The following is a 16,981-nucleotide window of genomic DNA, read 5'->3' on the forward strand; positions in this document are numbered from 1 at the left end:
TCCCGGCAGACTCTACGCACCGCGGCGCGACAAGTTGCAGAGCCCCGAGGCGCTGTTTCGGCCGCCACGCGGAACCGACCCGCGCCGGGACGCGTATGACTGCACTCAAGAGGGAGCAGTTTAGATGACATTGGGTGAGGAACTTCGCGGGCACTTGCCTTTCTTGCGCCGCTACGCGCGCGCTTTGACGGGTAGTCAGCAACATGGCGACAATTTCGTTCACACGACGCTCGAAGTCATCGTCGCGGCACCCGACGAATTCCACAGCGGCGACGGCACCCGGATCGACCTTTACCGCAATTTCCACCGCATCTGGGAAAGCGCCTATATCGACGAGGGCGAAGACAGCGACGAAGGCGAGCACCCGCTCGTCCGCGCCGCGCATCGCCGCCTCGTCCATATCACCCCGCTCGGCCGGCAGATCCTGTTGCTCACCGCGCTCGAGGGCTTTTCGGTCGAGGAGGCCGGGCTGATCACCGGCACCGACGGGCCGACGGTCGAAACCCTGCTCGCCGATGCGGTCGGCGAACTCGATCGCGAATCACAAACCTCGGTGCTGATCATCGAAGACGAGCCGCTGATCGCAATGGAGCTCGAACAGATTGTGCGCGATCTGGGGCACCGTGTCGCAGGCATCGCGACCACTCACGAAGACGCGGTCGCAGCGTTCGAACGGACCGACGCGGGGCTCGTCCTTGCCGACATTCAGCTTGCCGACGGATCGTCGGGGATCGACGCGGTGCAGGACATTTTGGCGATCGCCCCGGTCCCGGCGATCTTCATCACTGCCTTTCCCGAAAAATTGCTCACGGGCGGACGCGTCGAGCCGACGTTCCTGATTTCAAAGCCGTTCCGCGAAAATACCGTGCGCGCGGCGATCAGCCAGAGCCTGCTCTTCACGCCGCAGCTCGCGGCATAGGGCTTCTTTCTACTCCCTCTCGTCTGCGGGAGGGATCCAACTTCATCGGAAACTTATTCTAATCTCCGCTGGGTCCATGCGTTGTCAGCTGATCGACATTGTCCATGATCGTGCGGAACGCCTCGCTCGATGGTATGACGTCGGCGCTGCGCCGCGGCATTTCGCCGCTCTCCAATATCGCCTGCAGCGCCGCGCGGCCGCGCGACACGCGGCTTTTCATCGTGCCCACGGCGCAGCCGCAGATCGCCGCACCTTCCTCATAGGATAATTGCCCGGCGCCGATCAGCACGAGCGCCTCGCGCTGGTCGACCGGCAGCATCATCAGCGCGCGCTGCACGTCGGCCAGGTGCAGGCTGTCGTCCTGATCGTCAGGCGCGACGAGCAATCGCTCGGCAGCAAGTTCGTCATATTCGGCGGTGAATTTCTTGCGCCGCATCTGCGACAGGAAACAATTGCGCAGGATGACGAACGCCCAGCTCTTCATGCTGGCGGGTCCCGGCACATATTGCGCACGCGCCTTCCACGCCTTCAGCATCGTTTCCTGCACCAGGTCGTCGGCAAGGTCGGCGTTGCCCGTCAGGCTGCGTCCGAACGCGCGCAGATGTGGCAACATCGCCGCGAGTTCGCGCTTGAAGCTGGCATCGTCGAGCGGCTGAGGCGTTTCGTCGCTGTTCACACAATCCTGATCGCTTGGGCGCCCTGAAGCACCGCTGAATGGACCAAGGGCTTAGCGGGTTGAATCCTTTATGGGAACCAAAAGCGCATCAAAGAGGCAGTAACCGATACCGGCCGGACCAGACATTGTGCTTTTATCGCAACACCGTTCGTCGAAAAAACCAGCAGGCGGGGAACCCCGGGCCGTTTTCGTCGTTGCTCCCGCATGGCTACGCAAGGCAACAACAGGATGAACGGCAAGGGCCCCCTTCCCCCGGGCGCCGATGCGCGCCGCACGTTGGGGGGCTTTCCCGGCACTACCGGCGACCAGTGGCATCGCACGCTGACGGGGCGGCAGGCGCCCGAGCCGGTGAGCGCGAAGCTGCGCATGATCTATGGCAATGTCGTCGCCGAAAAACTGCCCGATAATATGCTCGACCTTCTTTCCCAGCTCGATCAGAAAAGCCCGAAGCAATAATGACCGGACCCACCGCCGCTGCTTCGCAGCCGCAGGCCGAAACCCTGTCCGATAGCGAATTCAAGACGCTGCTCGCCGGCGTCATCCCCCACCTGCGCGCCTATGGCCGCAGCCTGTCGGGCAACCCCGACCTCGCCGACGATCTGACGCAGGACACGATGGTCAAGGCATGGGCGTCGCGCGAACGGTTCGAACGCGGCACTTCGATCAAGGCGTGGACCTTCGTGATCCTGCGCAACACCTTTCTGTCGCAGATGCGTCGCAACAAATTCGTCGGCGAATATGACGAGACCTCGGTCGAGCGCACGATGTCGACCCCGGCCAGCCAGGAAGACAGCGGCGAGATGGCCGACCTGCAGCGCGGGCTCATGGAATTGCCGCAGGACCAGCGCGAGGCGCTGATCCTCGTCGGCGCCGGCGGATTGTCCTATGAAGAAGCCGCCAGCATCTGCGACTGCGCGCTCGGCACGATGAAAAGCCGCGTCTCGCGCGCGCGCGCCGCCCTCGAAGAGATCATGAACAGCGGTCAGTTCTCGCAGAAGCGCGCCGATGCGCCGCCCGCGAGCGAAGCGGTCGACGCGATTATGGACAGCGTCGAGACGATCACAGCGCGGCGCGAGGCGGCAAGCCGCTAAGACCTCTCGACTTTGCCGCGCCGCCGCGTCAGATGTGCGCATCCGTCCCCAGCGAAGCGAGCCCCTTTCGATGAAAAACCTGCCGCATCTTGCCCTGATTTCCGCGCTGGCCGTCGCCGCCTGCTCGGCCGCCCCGGCGTCGACCGAAGCCGCGCCCGCCGACACCGCCAAACTCGACGCCTCGGGCGCCCAGCCCGCGACGCCGCTCGCCGACGCGCCGTTCACGGTCAAGGAAATCGCGAGCTTCAACGAACCCTGGGCGATGACCTTCGTCCCCGGCACGCGCGCCGCGCTCGTCACCGAGCGATCGGGAAAATTGAAACTGTGGCAGGAAAGCGGCCCGACGCTCGACGTCGCGGGTGTCCCCGCAGTCGCCTATGGCGGTCAGGGTGGCTTCGGCGACGTGATCGTCGCGCCCGACTTCGCGACCAGCGGCACGATTTACCTGAGCTGGGCCGAGCCCGGCCCCGGCAACACCTATGGCGCGGTGGTCGGCAAGGCGAAGCTCAAACAGGGTGCAGCGCCGACGCTCGAAGGGCTCCAGATCATCTGGAAACAGGATCCCAAGGTCACCGGGCAGGGCCATTATTCGCACCGCCTCGCCTTCTCGCCCGACGGCAAATATCTCTTCATCGGATCGGGCGAGCGCCAAAAATTCACGCCCGCGCAGGACATGACCGCCAACCTCGGCAAGATACTGCGCCTCAATCCCGACGGCAGCATTCCCGCCGATAACCCCTTCGTCAGCGAAAGCGGCGTGACCGCGCAAATCTGGTCGCTCGGCCACCGCAACATCCTGGGGCTGGCCTTCGACGGCACCGGCAAGCTCTGGAACCAGGAAATGGGGCCGAAGGGCGGCGACGAGGTCAACCTCGTCGAGGTTAAGGCGAATTACGGCTATCCGATCGTGTCGAACGGCGATCATTATGACGGCAAGGATATTCCCGACCATCCGACGCGCCCCGAATTCGCCGCGCCGAAACTGTGGTGGAACCCGTCGGTCTCGCCCGCCGGGCTCGTCTGGTACGGCGGCGACGCCTATCGCGGCTGGAAGAACAGCCTGCTGATGGGCGCGCTGTCGGGCGAAGGGCTGATCCGCATGCAGGTCGACGGCGACAAGCTGCATAAGTCCGACCGCTGGGACTTCGGCCAGCGCATCCGCGAGGTCGAGGTGCGTGACGACGGTTCGGTCTGGCTGCTGACCGACGGCGAGGACGGCAAGCTGGTGAAGCTGGTTCCGAAGAAATAGCACCCTTCGTGATCCCCGGCGAAAGCCGGGGTCCATGACAGGTTGCGCGATGTTTCTGGACCCCGGCTTTCGCCGGGGAGCAACCATGACTATATGTTTCCCATGATCCGCGGCTTCCTCACCCGGCGCGCCGAATGGCCTGCGCGCATTCCTGATCCCGATGCCTTGCCACCGCTGGCTTTGTTGTGGCGCGAGATCGGGTCGCTGGCGCGCGCGTTCGGTGGCCGCATCCGCCCGATGCCGCCCGAGCCCAACCCCGACAGCGAACATCCGCCGGTGATGGTGCTCCCCGGCTTCCTGTCGGGCGACTGGGCCACCAAGGCGCTCCGCGCCGACCTTCGCCGTTCGGGCTTTCGCTGCTACGCCTGGGGTCTTGGCTTCAACCGCGGCGCGACCCCCGACATCATCGATCGCATCGACACCCGCGTGCAGTGGATCATCGACCGCACCGGCTACGCGCCCGCGCTCGTCGGGTGGAGCCTTGGCGGCATCTATGCGCGCGAATATGCCAAGCATCACCCGGGCAAGGTTGCGCGCGTCGTCACCTTGGGATCGCCCTTTTCGGGTAGCCGCCGCGCCAACCGCGCCTGGCGCCTCTATCACCTCGTCGCACGCCACCCGGTCGACAATCCGCCGATCGACTTCCACCCCGCGCCGCGCCCCGAGATGCCGACCTTCGCGCTCTGGTCGAAGCATGACGGCGTCGTCGCGGTGAGCAGCGCGCGCGGCCAGCCGCACGAAAGCGACCGGCAGGTCGAGGTCGACTGCGGCCATATGGGCTTCGCCTATGCCCCGACGTCCGTCGCGGCGATCGTCAAAGCGCTCACCGAAGAGGTGAGCTCCGAGCCTGTCGCTCAGCACACGTCGATGCGATAGGCGGGCGCGGCGCGCCACGCCATCAACATCCGCCCCGGCCTTTTCCCCGCGCGCCCCGTCGACACGAAACCGATCCGGCGCAACAGCGCGCGCGATCGCTCGTTATCGGGGTGGCATTCGGCGACGATCGAGCAGCCCGGCCGCGACGCGGCGAGCGCCTCGACGACCGCCCGCACCGCCTCGGTCGCGATCCCCTTCCCGCGCGCCCGCGCCGCGAACCAGTAACCGATCTCATATTCCTCCCCCATACGGCGATGGACCCCGATCACGCCGTTGAGATCGAGGCCACTTTCGTCGCGCACCGCATGAAAAACATCGCCGCCGCCCGATCCCGCGATCAGCGCGCGCGCGTCGGCCTCGGTGAAGGGTGCGGGCAGGAAATGGACCTGCGAGGTCACCGTCTCGTCAGTGATCGCGGACAAGGCGCGCGCATCATCGGCAAACAGCGGCGTGATGCGGCAATGGTCGGTCGACAGGGCAAGCAAGGTATCGGTCATGTCGCGTCTTCTTCAAAAAGCGCACGCCGTGACCGGGGGTAGTGGTGTGATGATGACCATTCGCCTTGTCCGAACACGGCGGCGATGGTCACAGGTGATGCCATGCCGCTCCTATGTAAAGGAGCGCCAATACGCCTTGAATCGCAGGGATTGGTCGTTGGTCATCGCGGGCGGGCCTAACAGCGCCGCGCGCGGCGATCAAGTCCTCCTCTTGACGCTTCATTTTCACGCACTATTTAAAGTTACATGAAACGCGACAGCCGACTCTCGGGCGTGCTCCACGTCCTCCTCCATATGGCCGAGCATCGCGCGCCGATGACGTCGGACCAGCTTGCGAAAGCGATGCAGACGCACCCCGTCGTGATCCGCCGCATCCTCAGCGGGCTGCGCGATGCGGGTTTCGTCCATAGCGAAAAGGGGCATGGCGGCGGCTGGACGATCGCGCGACACCTCACCGACATCACGATGCGCGACGTCTATGACGCGATCGGGCGGCCCAGCCTGATGGCGATGGGCAACCGCACCGAAGCGCCAGGCTGTCTCGTCGAGCAGGCGGTCAACGTCGCGCTCGACACCAGCTTTCAAGAGGCCGAGACGCTGCTGCTCGCGCGCTTCGGCGAAGTGACGCTCGCCGCGCTCGCCGCCGATTTCCACGCGCGCATGGCCGCGCGCACAACTTCCCCCACCGCACAGGAGCATATCCATGGCTGAAGGCGCCCGGCATTTCCTCGACAGTTTCAAGGACCCCGAAGCGGTCGCGCGCTATACCGAGGGGCCGCGGCGCTTCGTTCCCGGGCTCGACGGGCTCCACCGCATGACCGGGCTTTTGCTGGCCGAGCGCGTCCCGGACGACGCGCATATCCTCGTGCTCGGCGCGGGCGGCGGCAGCGAAATGAAGGCGATGGCCGAGGCGCATCCCGGCTGGGGCTTTACCGGCGTCGATCCCGCGGGACCGATGCTCGACCTCGCGGCTGAGGTTCTCGGCCCCAACGCCCACCGCGCCGAATTGATCGAAGGCTATATCGACGACGCCCCCGCCGGCCCCTTCGACGGCGCAACCTGCCTCCTCACCCTCCATTTTCTCGGGGTCGAAGAGCGCATCCGCACCACCGCCGAAATCCGCCGCCGCCTCAAGCCCGGCGCACCGTTCGTGGCCGCGCACGGCAGCTTCCCGCAAGGCGCGCACGAACGCGACCGCTGGCTCGACCGCTACGCCGCCTTTGCCATCGCATCGGGCGGCGACCCCGAACAGGTCGCCAAGGGGCGCGAAGCCGTCGCCACCCACGTCGCGATGTTGAGCCCCGAGGCCGACGAAGACGTGCTCCGCGCCGCGGGTTTCCACGATGTCGAACAATTCTACGCCGCCCTCACCTGGCGCGGCTGGGTGGGCTACGCGTGACCTAATTCGTACCCGGCGCAGGCAGGCGCGCGAGCAGCGCGACGAGCTGGGCCTGGGTGGTGGCGCCGGTCTTGCGGAAGATTCCTTTCAGCAGGAAGCGGACCGCGTTCACGCTGACGGCCCGCAACGCCGCATAGTCCTTCAGCGTGTCGCCCGCGGCGAGCGCGACGGCAAGGCGGGCTTCGGCCGGGGTCAGCCCGAACCATTGCGCGACGCGGTCGATTTCGACCACGGGGGTCTCGCCGGGCGCGCTGCCGAGCGTGACGATCAGCGAGGCGCCGAGGCGCAACCCGCCAAGCTGCTGCGCCGACTGGCGCGTGACGCGCGCGACGAGCACGGGACATTCACTGCCCGTGTCACTGAGCGCCTGAAAGGCCACCCCTGCGGGCGCGTCGCGCTTGACCAGATCGAGCAGCTGTTTCTGGCTTGCGGGATGGGTGAAGGCGAAGCGGTCCTGCGCGGTCCGGATGAAACCCGCCGTTTCATAGCGCGCGGCGCGGCTGTTCGCGGCGAGAATATTCAGCTGATCGTCGAGGCTGAAGATCGCGAAAGGCGCGGCATCGGCAGCGGCGCGTGCCGCTCCCGCAGCAAGATCGAGCGTCGCGATGCGGTCGCTGATCCGCATCGCGCGTTGCATATGCGGGGCGAGGACGCGCAGCCCGCGCTTCAACCGCTCGACATCGCGGTCGCCGGGCCCGGGCAGCATCAGGCCCAGCCGCTCGCTGCCGCGCTTGTCGAGCAGTACCGCGATCATCCGGTCGATCCCCCAGGGCGCGAGAAAATTGCGGAAGAATTCGGTTTCCAGAAATTCCTCACGCGTCATGATGTCGTTGCTGTCGACAACGCTGCCGTTGCCGTAGCGCATCAGTTTGCGCGACCAGGGATGGTTGCCCGCATACACCGCGGTGTAGATTTCCTGCACCCCGGCGGCGAGCCCGGTCGCGGCGACGAAGCGTGCGCTCGGCGGGCTGTTACTTTCCCACAGGATGAAAGCCGCTTCCCAGCTCAGCGGGCATAGCGTGCCGGTGATGCGGGCGAGAGTCTCGTTCCAGCTTTCGGGATGCAGCACCGAATCATAGATTTCGCCGATCAGCGCGTTGAGCACTTCCCATTCGGCCGGCGCATTATGGTCGGACGGAAAGGTCGGTACGTGGTCGCTCTGCATGCACTTCCCCCCAGAAGACCCGCAGCGATCTCATTTGAGAGGAGCAGAGCCGCGATGGCAAGTGCAATGCGATAAAATGAAAATATTCTGTCCCTACCCACGTGGGTAGTGAAACAATCCACCGAATCGGACATTAGGTGGGTGCGACCCGAGAAAGGTGGAACCAAGGCCATCTTGCTCTCTTGAAGTCCGTCGGCTTGCCGGCGGACTTCATTTTTGGGGTGCGGAAGATTAGCCGGGGCTTATCGGCCTTCGAACCGGACCTCCACCGAAGGCGCGCTGCGCTGATGCGCACCATGATAGACCGCCTCGATATTATTGCCGTCGGGGTCGAGCAGGAAGGCCGCATAATAGCCCGGATGATAGGGCCGCTCGCCCGGTGCGCCATTGTCGTGCCCGCCCGCCGCGAGGCCTGCCTTGTAAAAGGCATCGACCGCGTCCCGGTCCGCCGCCTGAAACGCCAGATGGTGCCGCCCCGTCAGTTTGCCGAGCGCCGCCTGACTGTCCTTCGTCGACACGAACAACTCGTCGGCCCAGAAATAATCCTCGGCCTCACCGCCGATCGGCACGCCGAGAGTGTCGAAGATCGCGCCGTAAAAGGCGCGGCTCGCCTTCAGATCGGCGACCACAAGCTGGATATGATCGATCAACCGCCCGCGGTGCAGCAATTGCGTTTCCATGAATGACTCTCCTCTCATGCCCGCGCCGCACACGAAAAACCACCTCGCCGGATGATGGTTCCCACCGTCTCAATCGAAGGCGGGGCTTGCCTCGACGATAATTACAACATATTGCGCAATATGTTGTATGAATCGAATCACGGACGGGAAAACGAATGAATATCCGGCATTGGACACTAATTCTGGCCGCCACGACGACATGGGCGGGAAGCGCAGCCTTGGCGCAAGACGCGCCGTTCACGGCCGCCGACAAGCGCGCCGTCGTCGAGCAACTCGGTCAGGCGCTCGAGGCGAACTATGTCTTTCCCGACAAGGCCAAGACCATCGCCGCGACGCTCCGCCGCAACCTCGACGCCGGCAATTATGACGCCGCGCCCGACCGGCGCACCCTCGCGGGCGACCTGACCGACGATCTGATTGCCGCGAGCAACGACCTGCATTTCTCGGTGGGGGTCGATCCGGAGTGGGTCGCCAGCTACGCCGCGCGGCAGGACCCTGCACGCGCGGCGGCGCTGCGCGAGGACGAACGACGCGAAGAGACGCCGAAAAATTTCGGCTTTGCCGGCCTTCGCTACCTCGACGGCAATATCGCCTATCTCGACCTGTCGCATTTCGCCGACCCCGAACTCGGATACGACGCCGCCGCCGCCGCGATGCGCTTTATCGAGAATGGCGACGCGGTGATTTATGACCTGCGATACAACAATGGCGGTTATCTCGAGATGGCGCAGTTGCTGGCGAGCCAGCTCTTCCGCGGCGACAAGGATCAGGAGCTGTTCGACTATTATTACACGCTCGACGGCCGCCGCGTCGAACGCGGCCAATGGGTGCTCCCCGCGCTGCCCGCGAAACGGCTGACCGGAAAACCCGTCTATGTCCTTACCGGATCGACCAGCTTCTCCGCCGCCGAATGGTTCGCCTACACGCTGAAGAAACTCGGCCGTGCGACCTTGGTGGGCGAACGTACTGCGGGCGGCGCGCATCCGGTCGACCGCAAACCTGTCGGCACCGATTTCTTCGTGCAGGTGCCGATCGGCCAGATCCGCGACCCTGTCGACCGCAGCGATTTCGAGGGACAGGGCGTCACGCCCGACCATCAGGTCCCATCGGCCGACGCCCTCGCCGTCGCGCACCGCCTCGCGCTCGCCGATCTTGCGAAGGCCGATCCAGTCAAGAAAGCCGACGCCGACTGGTTCGCGCCCATGCTCGCCGCGCGCGCGCAGCCGACCACCGCCGCACTCAAGGCGATCACCGGCCGCTACGAAGGACGGCGCATCGATCTCGTCGGCGGCAAATTGCTCTACACCTGGCGCGAACGGCTGCGCCTGACGCTCGAACCGCTCGACGGCGACCTGCTGGCAATCGAAGGCGTGCGCGACTTCCGCTTTCGCATCGTGCGCAAAGGCGCCAAGGTCGTCGCACTCGAACGCATCGACCGCGACGGAACCACCCTGACCTATGCCCGCCTCGACTGACATCTCGACCGATCTCGACGACATCTCGTTCCTCGGCCGCCTCAGCGAAGCGCTGAGCCAGCGGATCGAGGAACAGACGCGTCCCTTGTTCGACGAAGCCGGCATCACCGTCCCCGTGCGGTCCTGCTCGCTGCTCACCGCACTCGTCGAAGCCGGCGAAGCCTCAGCCGCCGACCTCGCGCGCGCGCTCGGTCAGTCGCACCAGCTGGTGATCCAGAAATGCCCCGCGCTGCTCCGCCTCGGCCTTATCACCCAGCACGCCGACCCCGCCGACGCGCGGCGCAAGATTTTCCGGCTGACCGATGCGGGCCACGACCAGCTCCGCCGTATCGACGCCTATAGCGTGCGGATCAGCGAGGTCTATCGCGCGCTCTTCGAAGAGGTCGGCGACGTTCATGGCGCGATACTGAAGGCGCTCAAGGCCCTGGCCGACAAGCCACTGAGCGAACGCGTCAAGGAATAGTCAGAGCGCCCGGAGCATCACCAGCGCATCGACGAAACCCTCCGCCGGGTGGTCGAACGCCCCCGGCAGGCGGCCGACGATCTCGAATCCCAGCGACTGCCACAGCCCGACCGCACGCACATTGGTGCTGACGACGAAGTTGAACTGCATCGCGCGAAACCCGCGCGCCTTCGCATGGTCGATCGAATGGAGGCACATCCGTCTTGCGACACCGCGCCCCGTCGCCGCGGCACCGGTCATATAGCCCGCGTTGCAGACATGGTTGCCGCCGCCCGCCTGATTGGCGCGCAGATAATAGGTGCCGAGGACGGCGCCGCCTTCCTCCGCGACGAACACGTCCTTGTCGGCCCCGAACCAGTAAGCGAGCGCATCCGCCTCGCTCATGTCGCGATCGAGCGTATAGGTCTCGCCCGCGCGGATCACCGGTTCGAGGATCGCCCAGATCGCCGCGGCATCGTGAGCGCGCGCAGGCCGGATGAACGGCGGTGCGGTCATGCCGCTTCGATCGCGCGCTGCATCAGGTGCGACCCCGGCCCATAGGGGCCTTCGATGGCGGCTCCGACATAGGCGAACCCTTGCGCGTGCCAATAGCTGTCCGCCCCTTGGATCGCGACGAGCCGAATATCGCGGCAGCCTTCGACTTCGGCCTGGTGCACGACGAAAGCGGTCGCCGTCGCCCCGGCGCCGGTTCCGCGCGCCGCAGGCAGCAGCGCAATGTCGTGGAGATAATAGCTGTCCGCCACCGGAATCGCCCCCAGCAACGCACCAAGCTTCGGCGGCGCAGCATCGCGCGGCCAGGGATGGCTGATCAGATAACCCAAAGACGCGCCGTCGCGTTCAAGGATCGCGCACCCCGCCGGATAATGCGCGAGACGGTCGGCAAAGGTTTCCAGCGGCTCGGTAAAATCGCCGTGCACGGCGTCGGAAATCGTGACGACGGCCGGCAGGTCGGCCTCACGCATCGGCCGCCATTGTCCCGCGCCGCTCATGAGGCGTCCGCGACGAACGGGGCGACCACGTCGGCCGTCACGCGCAGCGGCCGCCCGCTCGCCTTGTCGAGCAACGCCCAAACCGTCCGCGCCCGCACATGCACCCGCCCGTCGGCGGCGGTGAATTCCATGAAGCGGTCGAACTTCGCGCCCTGCGGCTTGTCCGCAACCCATGTCCGCGCGGTCACCGTCTCGCCGGGGCCGAGCGCGCGGAGATAGTCGATCTCGTGCCGCACCACGACCCAGATGTACGCGTCCTTGTGCGATTGAGGCGCCGCCGCGTCCCAATGCCCGGTCGCGACCTGCTGGATCCACTGGACCCACACCGCATTGTTAACATGCCCCAGTTCGTCGATGCTCTCGGGCGTCGCGACGAGGTCGAGGGTATACTCCCTCATGCGAGTTCGACGGTGGTCACCATATAACCCGCATCGCGAAGCGCGGCGACGAGGCTGTCGAGATGCTCGCGGTCGCGCGCCTCGCACTCGATGTCGGTGATCAGCCCCTTGGCGGGCAGCGTCGTGAAGATGCGCTGGTGATAGATTTCGATGATATTGACCTGCTTCTCGTCGAACAGCTTCATCACCTTGAACAGTGCGCCCGGCCGATCCTGCAACCGGATGCGCAGGCGCGCGATGCGGCCCGAGCGTGCGAGGTCGCGCAGCAGCACGTTCGCGAGCAGCCGCGTGTCGATATTCCCCCCGGTCAGCACCAGCCCGACCTTGCGCCCGGCGAACTCTTCCGGATGCGCGAGCAGCGCCGCGAGCCCCGCGGCGCCCGCACCCTCGACCACCGTCTTCTCGATCTGGAGCAGCAGGCTGACCGCGCGCTCCAGATGGCGCTCCGCCACCAGCACGATGTCGTCGTTGAGTTCGGCGACGAGCTTGCGCGTGTACGAACCCGGCTCCTTGACCGCGATACCCTCGGCGAGCGTGTCACCCTCACATGCCATGTCGACGCCGTTCAGTTCGGCGTACATCGACGGATAAAGCTCGGCCTGCACGCCGACGAGGCGCATGTCATTCTTGATCCCGCGCGCCGCGGTGCCCATGCCCGCGAGCAGCCCGCCGCCGCCGATCGGCACGATCAGCGTGTCGAGATCGGGAACATCCTCGAGCATTTCGAGCGCCACCGTCCCCTGCCCTGCCGCGACGTGCGGATGGTCGAAGGGGTGAACGAACGTCAGCCCGCGCTCGACTTCCAGCTCGCGCGCATGCGCATAGGCATCGTCGAATTTCTCGCCGAACAGCACGATCGTCGCGCCATGGCTCGCGGTCTGCGATACCTTCACCTGCGGCGTCGTGCTCGGCATCACGATGGTAACGGGAACGCCGAGCCGCTTGCCGTGATAGGCGAGCCCCTGCGCATGATTGCCCGCCGACGCGGCGATCACACCACGCGCGCGCGCTTCCTCATCCATCAGCAACAGCGCGTTCAATGCGCCGCGTTCCTTGTACGCCGCGGTGAACTGCAGATTTTCGAACTTCAGCCACACCTCGGCGCCGACCATTTCGGACAGGGTCTGCGAATGGAGCGTCGGGGTGCGGACGACCGCGCCGTTAATTCGCCCCGCCGCCGCGCGCACATCGTCCAATGTGATCACCGGTAAATCGGCGGCGGAGGTCAGGGTGAGTTGATCTGTCATAACGGCAAGCGCACTAGCCTATCTGGCGCGCCGCGCAAACTATGCTTATGGACTTGGCCATGAGCGAACAAAAATTGCGCATCAGCTTCATCGGCACCGGCGTCATGGGCGGACCGATGGCAGGCCACCTCGTCAAGGCGGGCCACGCCCTCACCGTTTACAATCGGACGCGCGCCAAGGCCGACGCCTGGGTGGCGCAGAATGGCGGCACGGCGGCATCGACGCCGGCCGAGGCGGCAAGGGACGCCGATGTCGTCCTCACCTGCGTCGGCAATGACGACGATCTCGCGCAAGTGACGCTCGGCCGCGACGGCGCCTTCAAGGCGATGAAGAAGGGCGCGCTGTTCGTCGATCACACCACCGTCTCCGCCCGCATCGCGCGCCAATTGTCGGTCGAGGCGGAAGGGCTCGGCCTGCTCTGCCTCGACGCCCCCGTTTCGGGCGGCGAAGCCGGCGCGCAGAACGGCACGCTTTCGATCATGTGCGGCGGCACCAAGGCGGCGTTCGACGCCGCCGAACCAGTGATGCAGGCCTATGCCGCGCGCATGGTCCATATCGGCGGCCCCGGCGCAGGGCAGACGACGAAGATGGTCAACCAGATCGCGATCGCCGGGGTCGTCCAGGGACTCTCCGAAGCGCTGCGGTTCGCGCAGGCGTCGAAGCTAGACACCGACAAGGTGTTCGAGGCGGTGTCAGGCGGCGCAGCGGCGAGCTGGCAGATGCTCAACCGCTGGGGCACGATGGCGAAGGACGAGTTCGACTTCGGCTTCGCGGTCGACTGGATGCGCAAGGACCTCGGCCTCGCGCTCGATGAAGCGCGCGTCAACGGCGCGACGCTGCCGGTCGCCAGCCTCGTCGACCAATTCTACGCCGATGTGCAAAAGACCGGCGGCGGACGAAAGGACACCAGCTCGCTCGTGACGAGGTTGCCCAAGTGAAGCGCCTGACCCTGACGGCCCTCGCGCTGACCCTCGCCGCCCCCGCGCACGCCGACACGCTCGTCGATAACGTCAACGGCATCACGCTCGACAAGGACGGCAAGCTCGTCCGCTTCACCGGCCTCGTCATCGACACGCAGGGCAAGGTCAAGCAGTTGCTTGACCGCAAGGACAAGCGCCCCGAACGCCCCGATTTCAAGGAAGACGGCAAGGGCCGCACGCTGATCCCGGGCCTGATCGACGCGCACGGCCATGTCATGGGTCTGGGCTTCCAGCTGATGCTGCTCGACCTGTCGAACACGAACAGCCTCGCCGAGGCGCAGGCGGCGATCCGCAAATATGCCGCCGACAATCCCGAAATGCCGTGGATCATCGGGTCGGGGTGGAATCAGGAAAAATGGGGCCTCGGCCGTTTCCCGACCGCCGCCGACCTCGACGCCGCGGTGCCGAACCGGCCCGTCTGGCTCGAACGCGTCGACGGCCATGCCGGCTGGGCGAATAGCGCCGCGATGACCTCGGCGAAGATCACCGCCGCGAGCAAATCGCCCGAGGGCGGCCGCATCGAGATGGAGGGCGGCAAGCCGAGCGGGGTCTTCGTCGATGCCGCGATGCGCCTCGTCGACAGCGCCAAGCCCAAGCCGCTCGCGCGCGACCTCGACCGCGCGCTGTATCTCGCACAGCAGAAATTGCTCGAACAGGGGATCACCGCGATCGCCGACATGGGCACGTCGATCGAGGACTGGCAGGCGTATCGCCGCGCCGGCGACAAGAAACAGCTGGCCGTGCGCATTCTCAGCTACGGCGGCGACATCGACAATATGGCGCTGATCGCCGGGTCCGAACCGACCCCCTGGCTCTACGACGACCGCCTGCGCATGGTCGGGGTGAAGCTCTATCTCGACGGCGCCTTGGGATCGCGCGGCGCGTGGCTCAAAGCACCATATAGCGACGCGCCGGGGCAAAAGGGCCTGCCGCTCCTCACCCCCGCGCAGCTCCGCAACAAGATGGTGCGCGCGTCGATGGACAAGTTCCAGGTCGCGATCCACGCGATCGGCGACGCGGCGAATGCCGAGGCCCTGGACGCGATCACCGACCTCACCGCCGACCTGCCCGGCGAGCGGCGCTGGCGGATCGAGCATGCGCAGATCATCGATCCCGTCGACATTCCGCGCTTCGCAACCCTCAAGGTCATCGCCTCGATGCAGCCCGTCCACCAGACGTCGGACCGCCTGATGGCCGAAGCCCGCCTCGGTCCCGACCGGCTGAAGGGCGCCTATGCGTGGCGCAGCCTCGCCAGCGCGGGCGCACGCCTTGCCTTCGGCTCCGACGTGCCCGTCGAGAGCGCGAATCCCTTCCCCGGCATCGCCGCCGCGATCTCACGCACCGATGCGAAGGGCGAACCCTTCGGCGGTTGGCGCCCCGAGGAAGCAGTCAGCCGCGAGACCGCGCTCGACGGCTTCACCCGCACCGCGGCTTTCGCCGGGTTCGCCGAGGACCGCATCGGCACATTGATGCCCGGGATGCGCGCCGACTTCCTAATCGTCGAAGCCGACCCGATGCTCGCGAGCCCCGACGAGATCCGCCGCATGACCCCGCTCGAAACCTGGATCGGGGGCTATCGCTATTACAAGAAAAGCGAGGGCGCGACCGTTGGCCGCTGATACGCCGTCTCGCCGCGCGCTGCTTACGGGCCTCGCCGCGCTGCCGGTCGCCGCGGCAGCATCGGCGGCCGAGCGCAAGGAACGCCGCTCGAAAAAGCGCAAACCCGCCAAGCCCAAGGTCCAGCATGTCGATGTCGCGATCATCGGCGCGGGCGTGTTTGGCGCGTGGACGGCATGGCATCTGCTCCGCGCGGGCAAGACGGTCCGGCTGTTCGACGCCTATGGTGCGGGTAACGCGCGCGCCTCGTCGGGGGGCGAAAGCCGCGTCATCCGCATGGGCTACGGCGCCGATACCATCTATTCGGAGATGGCGCGCGACTCGCTCAAATATTGGAAAGATCTCTCCGACAGCGCGAGCGCGCCGATCTTCCACAACACGGGCGTGCTCTGGTTCGCGCCGCAGGGTGACGCGTATACCGCGCAGTCGCTCGCGTGGCTGCAGGCGAACCGCGTCGGGCACGAGCATGGCGACGTCAGCTGGTTGCAGAACAAATATCGCCAGATGCAATTCTATCAGGGTGAAACGGGCATCCTCGAGACCGAGACCGGCGCACTGATCGCCGGGCGCGGTGTGCAGGAAGTTATCGCCGACGCGCAGATCGAGGTCGAGCGCGTCGTCATGCCCGCGCCGCTTTTCTCGAAGCGCATCAAGAAGCACACACTCCCCGACGGCGGCACCGCCGACCATCTGGTATATGCTGCCGGCCCATGGCTTGCCGAACTCTTCCCGCAACAGCTGATGAACAAGATCGTCGCGACGCGGCAGGAAGTCTATCATTTCGGGGCGCCACAGGGCGACAGCCGCTTTGCGCCGCCCGAGCTTCCGGTCTGGGCCGATTTCAACAACGGCCGCATCGTCTATGGCATCCCCGACCTCGAAGGTGCGGGGTTCAAGATCGCAATCGACGCCCATGGCCCGGTGGTCGATCCCGACACGATGGAACGCCAGCTTTCCCCCGCCGGGATTGCCGAGGCGCGCGCCTATATGCAGCGCCGCTTCCCCGGCCTTGCGTCGGCGCCGCTGATCGGCGGGCGCGTCTGCCAGTATGAGAATAGCTCGAACGGCGATTATCTGATCGACCGCTTCCCGGGGCAGGACCATGTCTGGCTCGTCGGCGGCGGGTCGGGTCATGGGTTCAAGAACGGCCCCGCGGTGGGGAAACGCGTCGCGGCGCATATTCTCGACAAGAATCTCGCCGTCGAACCGCGCTTCAGCTTCGCGACGAAGGGCAGCGTCGCCGCGCGGACCGTCTTCTGA

Annotated in this window: 20 protein-coding genes; 12 read left to right on the forward strand and 8 right to left on the reverse strand. The window is 66.0% G+C overall.

The genetic code is table 11. From position 1 onward, the window contains the following. Window positions 1-124: 124 nt before the first annotated feature. Entirely contained in the window at window positions 125-919 is a 795-nt protein-coding gene (locus ASD73_RS04330) for a response regulator (RefSeq protein WP_056368836.1), read from the forward strand. Between the two features lie 58 nt (window positions 920-977). Here the strand turns inward: ASD73_RS04330 and ASD73_RS04335 are convergent, their stop codons facing one another. Beyond that, on the reverse strand, window positions 978-1,532 hold the full coding sequence (locus tag ASD73_RS04335) for a sigma-70 family RNA polymerase sigma factor (protein ID WP_082521397.1): 555 nt from the start codon (window positions 1,530-1,532) through the stop codon (window positions 978-980). A 291-nt stretch (window positions 1,533-1,823) separates the two neighbouring features. On the opposite strand from ASD73_RS04335, the gene ASD73_RS04340 reads away from it, so the two are divergent. The 4 genes from ASD73_RS04340 (at window position 1,824) to ASD73_RS04355 (ending at window position 4,811) form a co-directional block, all read left to right on the forward strand. Continuing rightward, window positions 1,824-2,051 carry a NepR family anti-sigma factor gene (locus tag ASD73_RS04340; RefSeq protein WP_056375943.1) on the forward strand — a complete coding sequence of 76 codons (228 nt, stop codon included), beginning with the start codon at window positions 1,824-1,826 and terminating at the stop codon, window positions 2,049-2,051. Then, entirely contained in the window at window positions 2,051-2,686 is a 636-nt protein-coding gene (locus tag ASD73_RS04345) for a sigma-70 family RNA polymerase sigma factor (RefSeq protein WP_056368831.1), read from the forward strand. The genes ASD73_RS04340 and ASD73_RS04345 overlap by 1 nt, the downstream gene beginning before the upstream one ends. Window positions 2,687-2,756: 70 nt before the next feature. Next, entirely contained in the window at window positions 2,757-3,935 is a 1,179-nt protein-coding gene (locus ASD73_RS04350) for a PQQ-dependent sugar dehydrogenase (RefSeq protein WP_056368828.1), read from the forward strand. Window positions 3,936-4,028: 93 nt separating this feature from the next. Beyond that, window positions 4,029-4,811, forward strand: a complete 783-nt coding sequence (locus ASD73_RS04355; RefSeq protein ID WP_235534130.1) for an esterase/lipase family protein — start codon at window positions 4,029-4,031, stop codon at window positions 4,809-4,811. Here ASD73_RS04355 and ASD73_RS04360 read toward each other — a convergent pair. Next, window positions 4,790-5,308, reverse strand: coding sequence for a GNAT family N-acetyltransferase (locus tag ASD73_RS04360; protein ID WP_056368826.1), 519 nt, complete (start codon window positions 5,306-5,308; stop codon window positions 4,790-4,792). The genes ASD73_RS04355 and ASD73_RS04360 overlap by 22 nt on opposite strands. Before the next feature lie 246 nt (window positions 5,309-5,554). Here ASD73_RS04360 and ASD73_RS04365 point away from each other — a divergent pair, with 246 nt between their 5' ends. Further along, window positions 5,555-6,019: an RrF2 family transcriptional regulator gene (locus ASD73_RS04365; RefSeq protein ID WP_056368824.1), complete on the forward strand. Its 465-nt coding sequence runs from the start codon at window positions 5,555-5,557 to the stop codon at window positions 6,017-6,019. Continuing rightward, a complete protein-coding gene (locus ASD73_RS04370; RefSeq protein WP_056368822.1) occupies window positions 6,012-6,707 on the forward strand; it encodes a class I SAM-dependent methyltransferase in 696 nt (231 codons plus the stop codon). The genes ASD73_RS04365 and ASD73_RS04370 overlap by 8 nt, the downstream gene beginning before the upstream one ends. 1 nt (window position 6,708) lies before the next feature. Here ASD73_RS04370 and ASD73_RS04375 read toward each other — a convergent pair whose 3' ends face one another. Together ASD73_RS04375 and ASD73_RS04380 are read right to left on the reverse strand one after the other, a co-directional pair. Next, a complete protein-coding gene (locus ASD73_RS04375) occupies window positions 6,709-7,872 on the reverse strand; it encodes a helix-turn-helix transcriptional regulator (protein WP_056368820.1) in 1,164 nt (387 codons plus the stop codon). Window positions 7,873-8,114: 242 nt separating this feature from the next. After that, window positions 8,115-8,552, reverse strand: a complete 438-nt coding sequence (locus ASD73_RS04380; protein WP_056368817.1) for a VOC family protein — start codon at window positions 8,550-8,552, stop codon at window positions 8,115-8,117. A 218-nt stretch (window positions 8,553-8,770) separates the two neighbouring features. On the opposite strand from ASD73_RS04380, the gene ASD73_RS04385 reads away from it, so the two are divergent. Then, entirely contained in the window at window positions 8,771-10,027 is a 1,257-nt protein-coding gene (locus tag ASD73_RS04385; RefSeq protein WP_162248132.1) for a S41 family peptidase, read from the forward strand. Next, window positions 10,011-10,490: a MarR family winged helix-turn-helix transcriptional regulator gene (locus ASD73_RS04390; RefSeq protein WP_056368812.1), complete on the forward strand. Its 480-nt coding sequence runs from the start codon at window positions 10,011-10,013 to the stop codon at window positions 10,488-10,490. Before ASD73_RS04385 ends, ASD73_RS04390 begins: the two co-directional genes overlap by 17 nt. Here ASD73_RS04390 and ASD73_RS04395 read toward each other — a convergent pair whose 3' ends face one another. The 4 genes from ASD73_RS04395 to ASD73_RS04410 are packed head-to-tail and all read right to left on the reverse strand — an operon-like array spanning window position 10,491 to window position 13,124. Continuing rightward, window positions 10,491-10,985 carry a GNAT family N-acetyltransferase gene (locus ASD73_RS04395; RefSeq protein ID WP_056368810.1) on the reverse strand — a complete coding sequence of 165 codons (495 nt, stop codon included), beginning with the start codon at window positions 10,983-10,985 and terminating at the stop codon, window positions 10,491-10,493. Next, entirely contained in the window at window positions 10,982-11,479 is a 498-nt protein-coding gene (locus ASD73_RS04400) for a GNAT family N-acetyltransferase (protein WP_056368808.1), read from the reverse strand. The genes ASD73_RS04395 and ASD73_RS04400 overlap by 4 nt, the downstream gene beginning before the upstream one ends. Further along, on the reverse strand, window positions 11,476-11,877 hold the full coding sequence (locus tag ASD73_RS04405) for an acyl-CoA thioesterase (protein ID WP_056368807.1): 402 nt from the start codon (window positions 11,875-11,877) through the stop codon (window positions 11,476-11,478). The genes ASD73_RS04400 and ASD73_RS04405 overlap by 4 nt, the downstream gene beginning before the upstream one ends. Further along, window positions 11,874-13,124, reverse strand: coding sequence for a threonine ammonia-lyase (locus tag ASD73_RS04410; RefSeq protein WP_056368806.1), 1,251 nt, complete (start codon window positions 13,122-13,124; stop codon window positions 11,874-11,876). Before ASD73_RS04410 ends, ASD73_RS04405 begins: the two co-directional genes overlap by 4 nt. A gap of 59 nt (window positions 13,125-13,183) precedes the next feature. Between ASD73_RS04410 and ASD73_RS04415 the strand changes: the two genes are divergently transcribed. From ASD73_RS04415 to ASD73_RS04425, 3 genes are read left to right on the forward strand one after another with little or no spacing between them, the layout of a single operon-like run. After that, on the forward strand, window positions 13,184-14,062 hold the full coding sequence (locus tag ASD73_RS04415) for an NAD(P)-dependent oxidoreductase (RefSeq protein ID WP_156377280.1): 879 nt from the start codon (window positions 13,184-13,186) through the stop codon (window positions 14,060-14,062). Further along, the gene (locus ASD73_RS04420; RefSeq protein ID WP_082521350.1) at window positions 14,059-15,723 is read left to right on the forward strand and encodes an amidohydrolase; all 1,665 of its coding nucleotides are present in this window, start codon (window positions 14,059-14,061) and stop codon (window positions 15,721-15,723) included. The genes ASD73_RS04415 and ASD73_RS04420 overlap by 4 nt, the downstream gene beginning before the upstream one ends. Further along, a complete protein-coding gene (locus ASD73_RS04425) occupies window positions 15,713-16,981 on the forward strand; it encodes an FAD-dependent oxidoreductase (protein WP_056368804.1) in 1,269 nt (422 codons plus the stop codon). Before ASD73_RS04420 ends, ASD73_RS04425 begins: the two co-directional genes overlap by 11 nt.

It is taken from the genome of Sphingopyxis sp. Root154, from assembly GCF_001427105.1.
Taxonomy (GTDB): Bacteria; Pseudomonadota; Alphaproteobacteria; order Sphingomonadales; family Sphingomonadaceae; genus Sphingopyxis.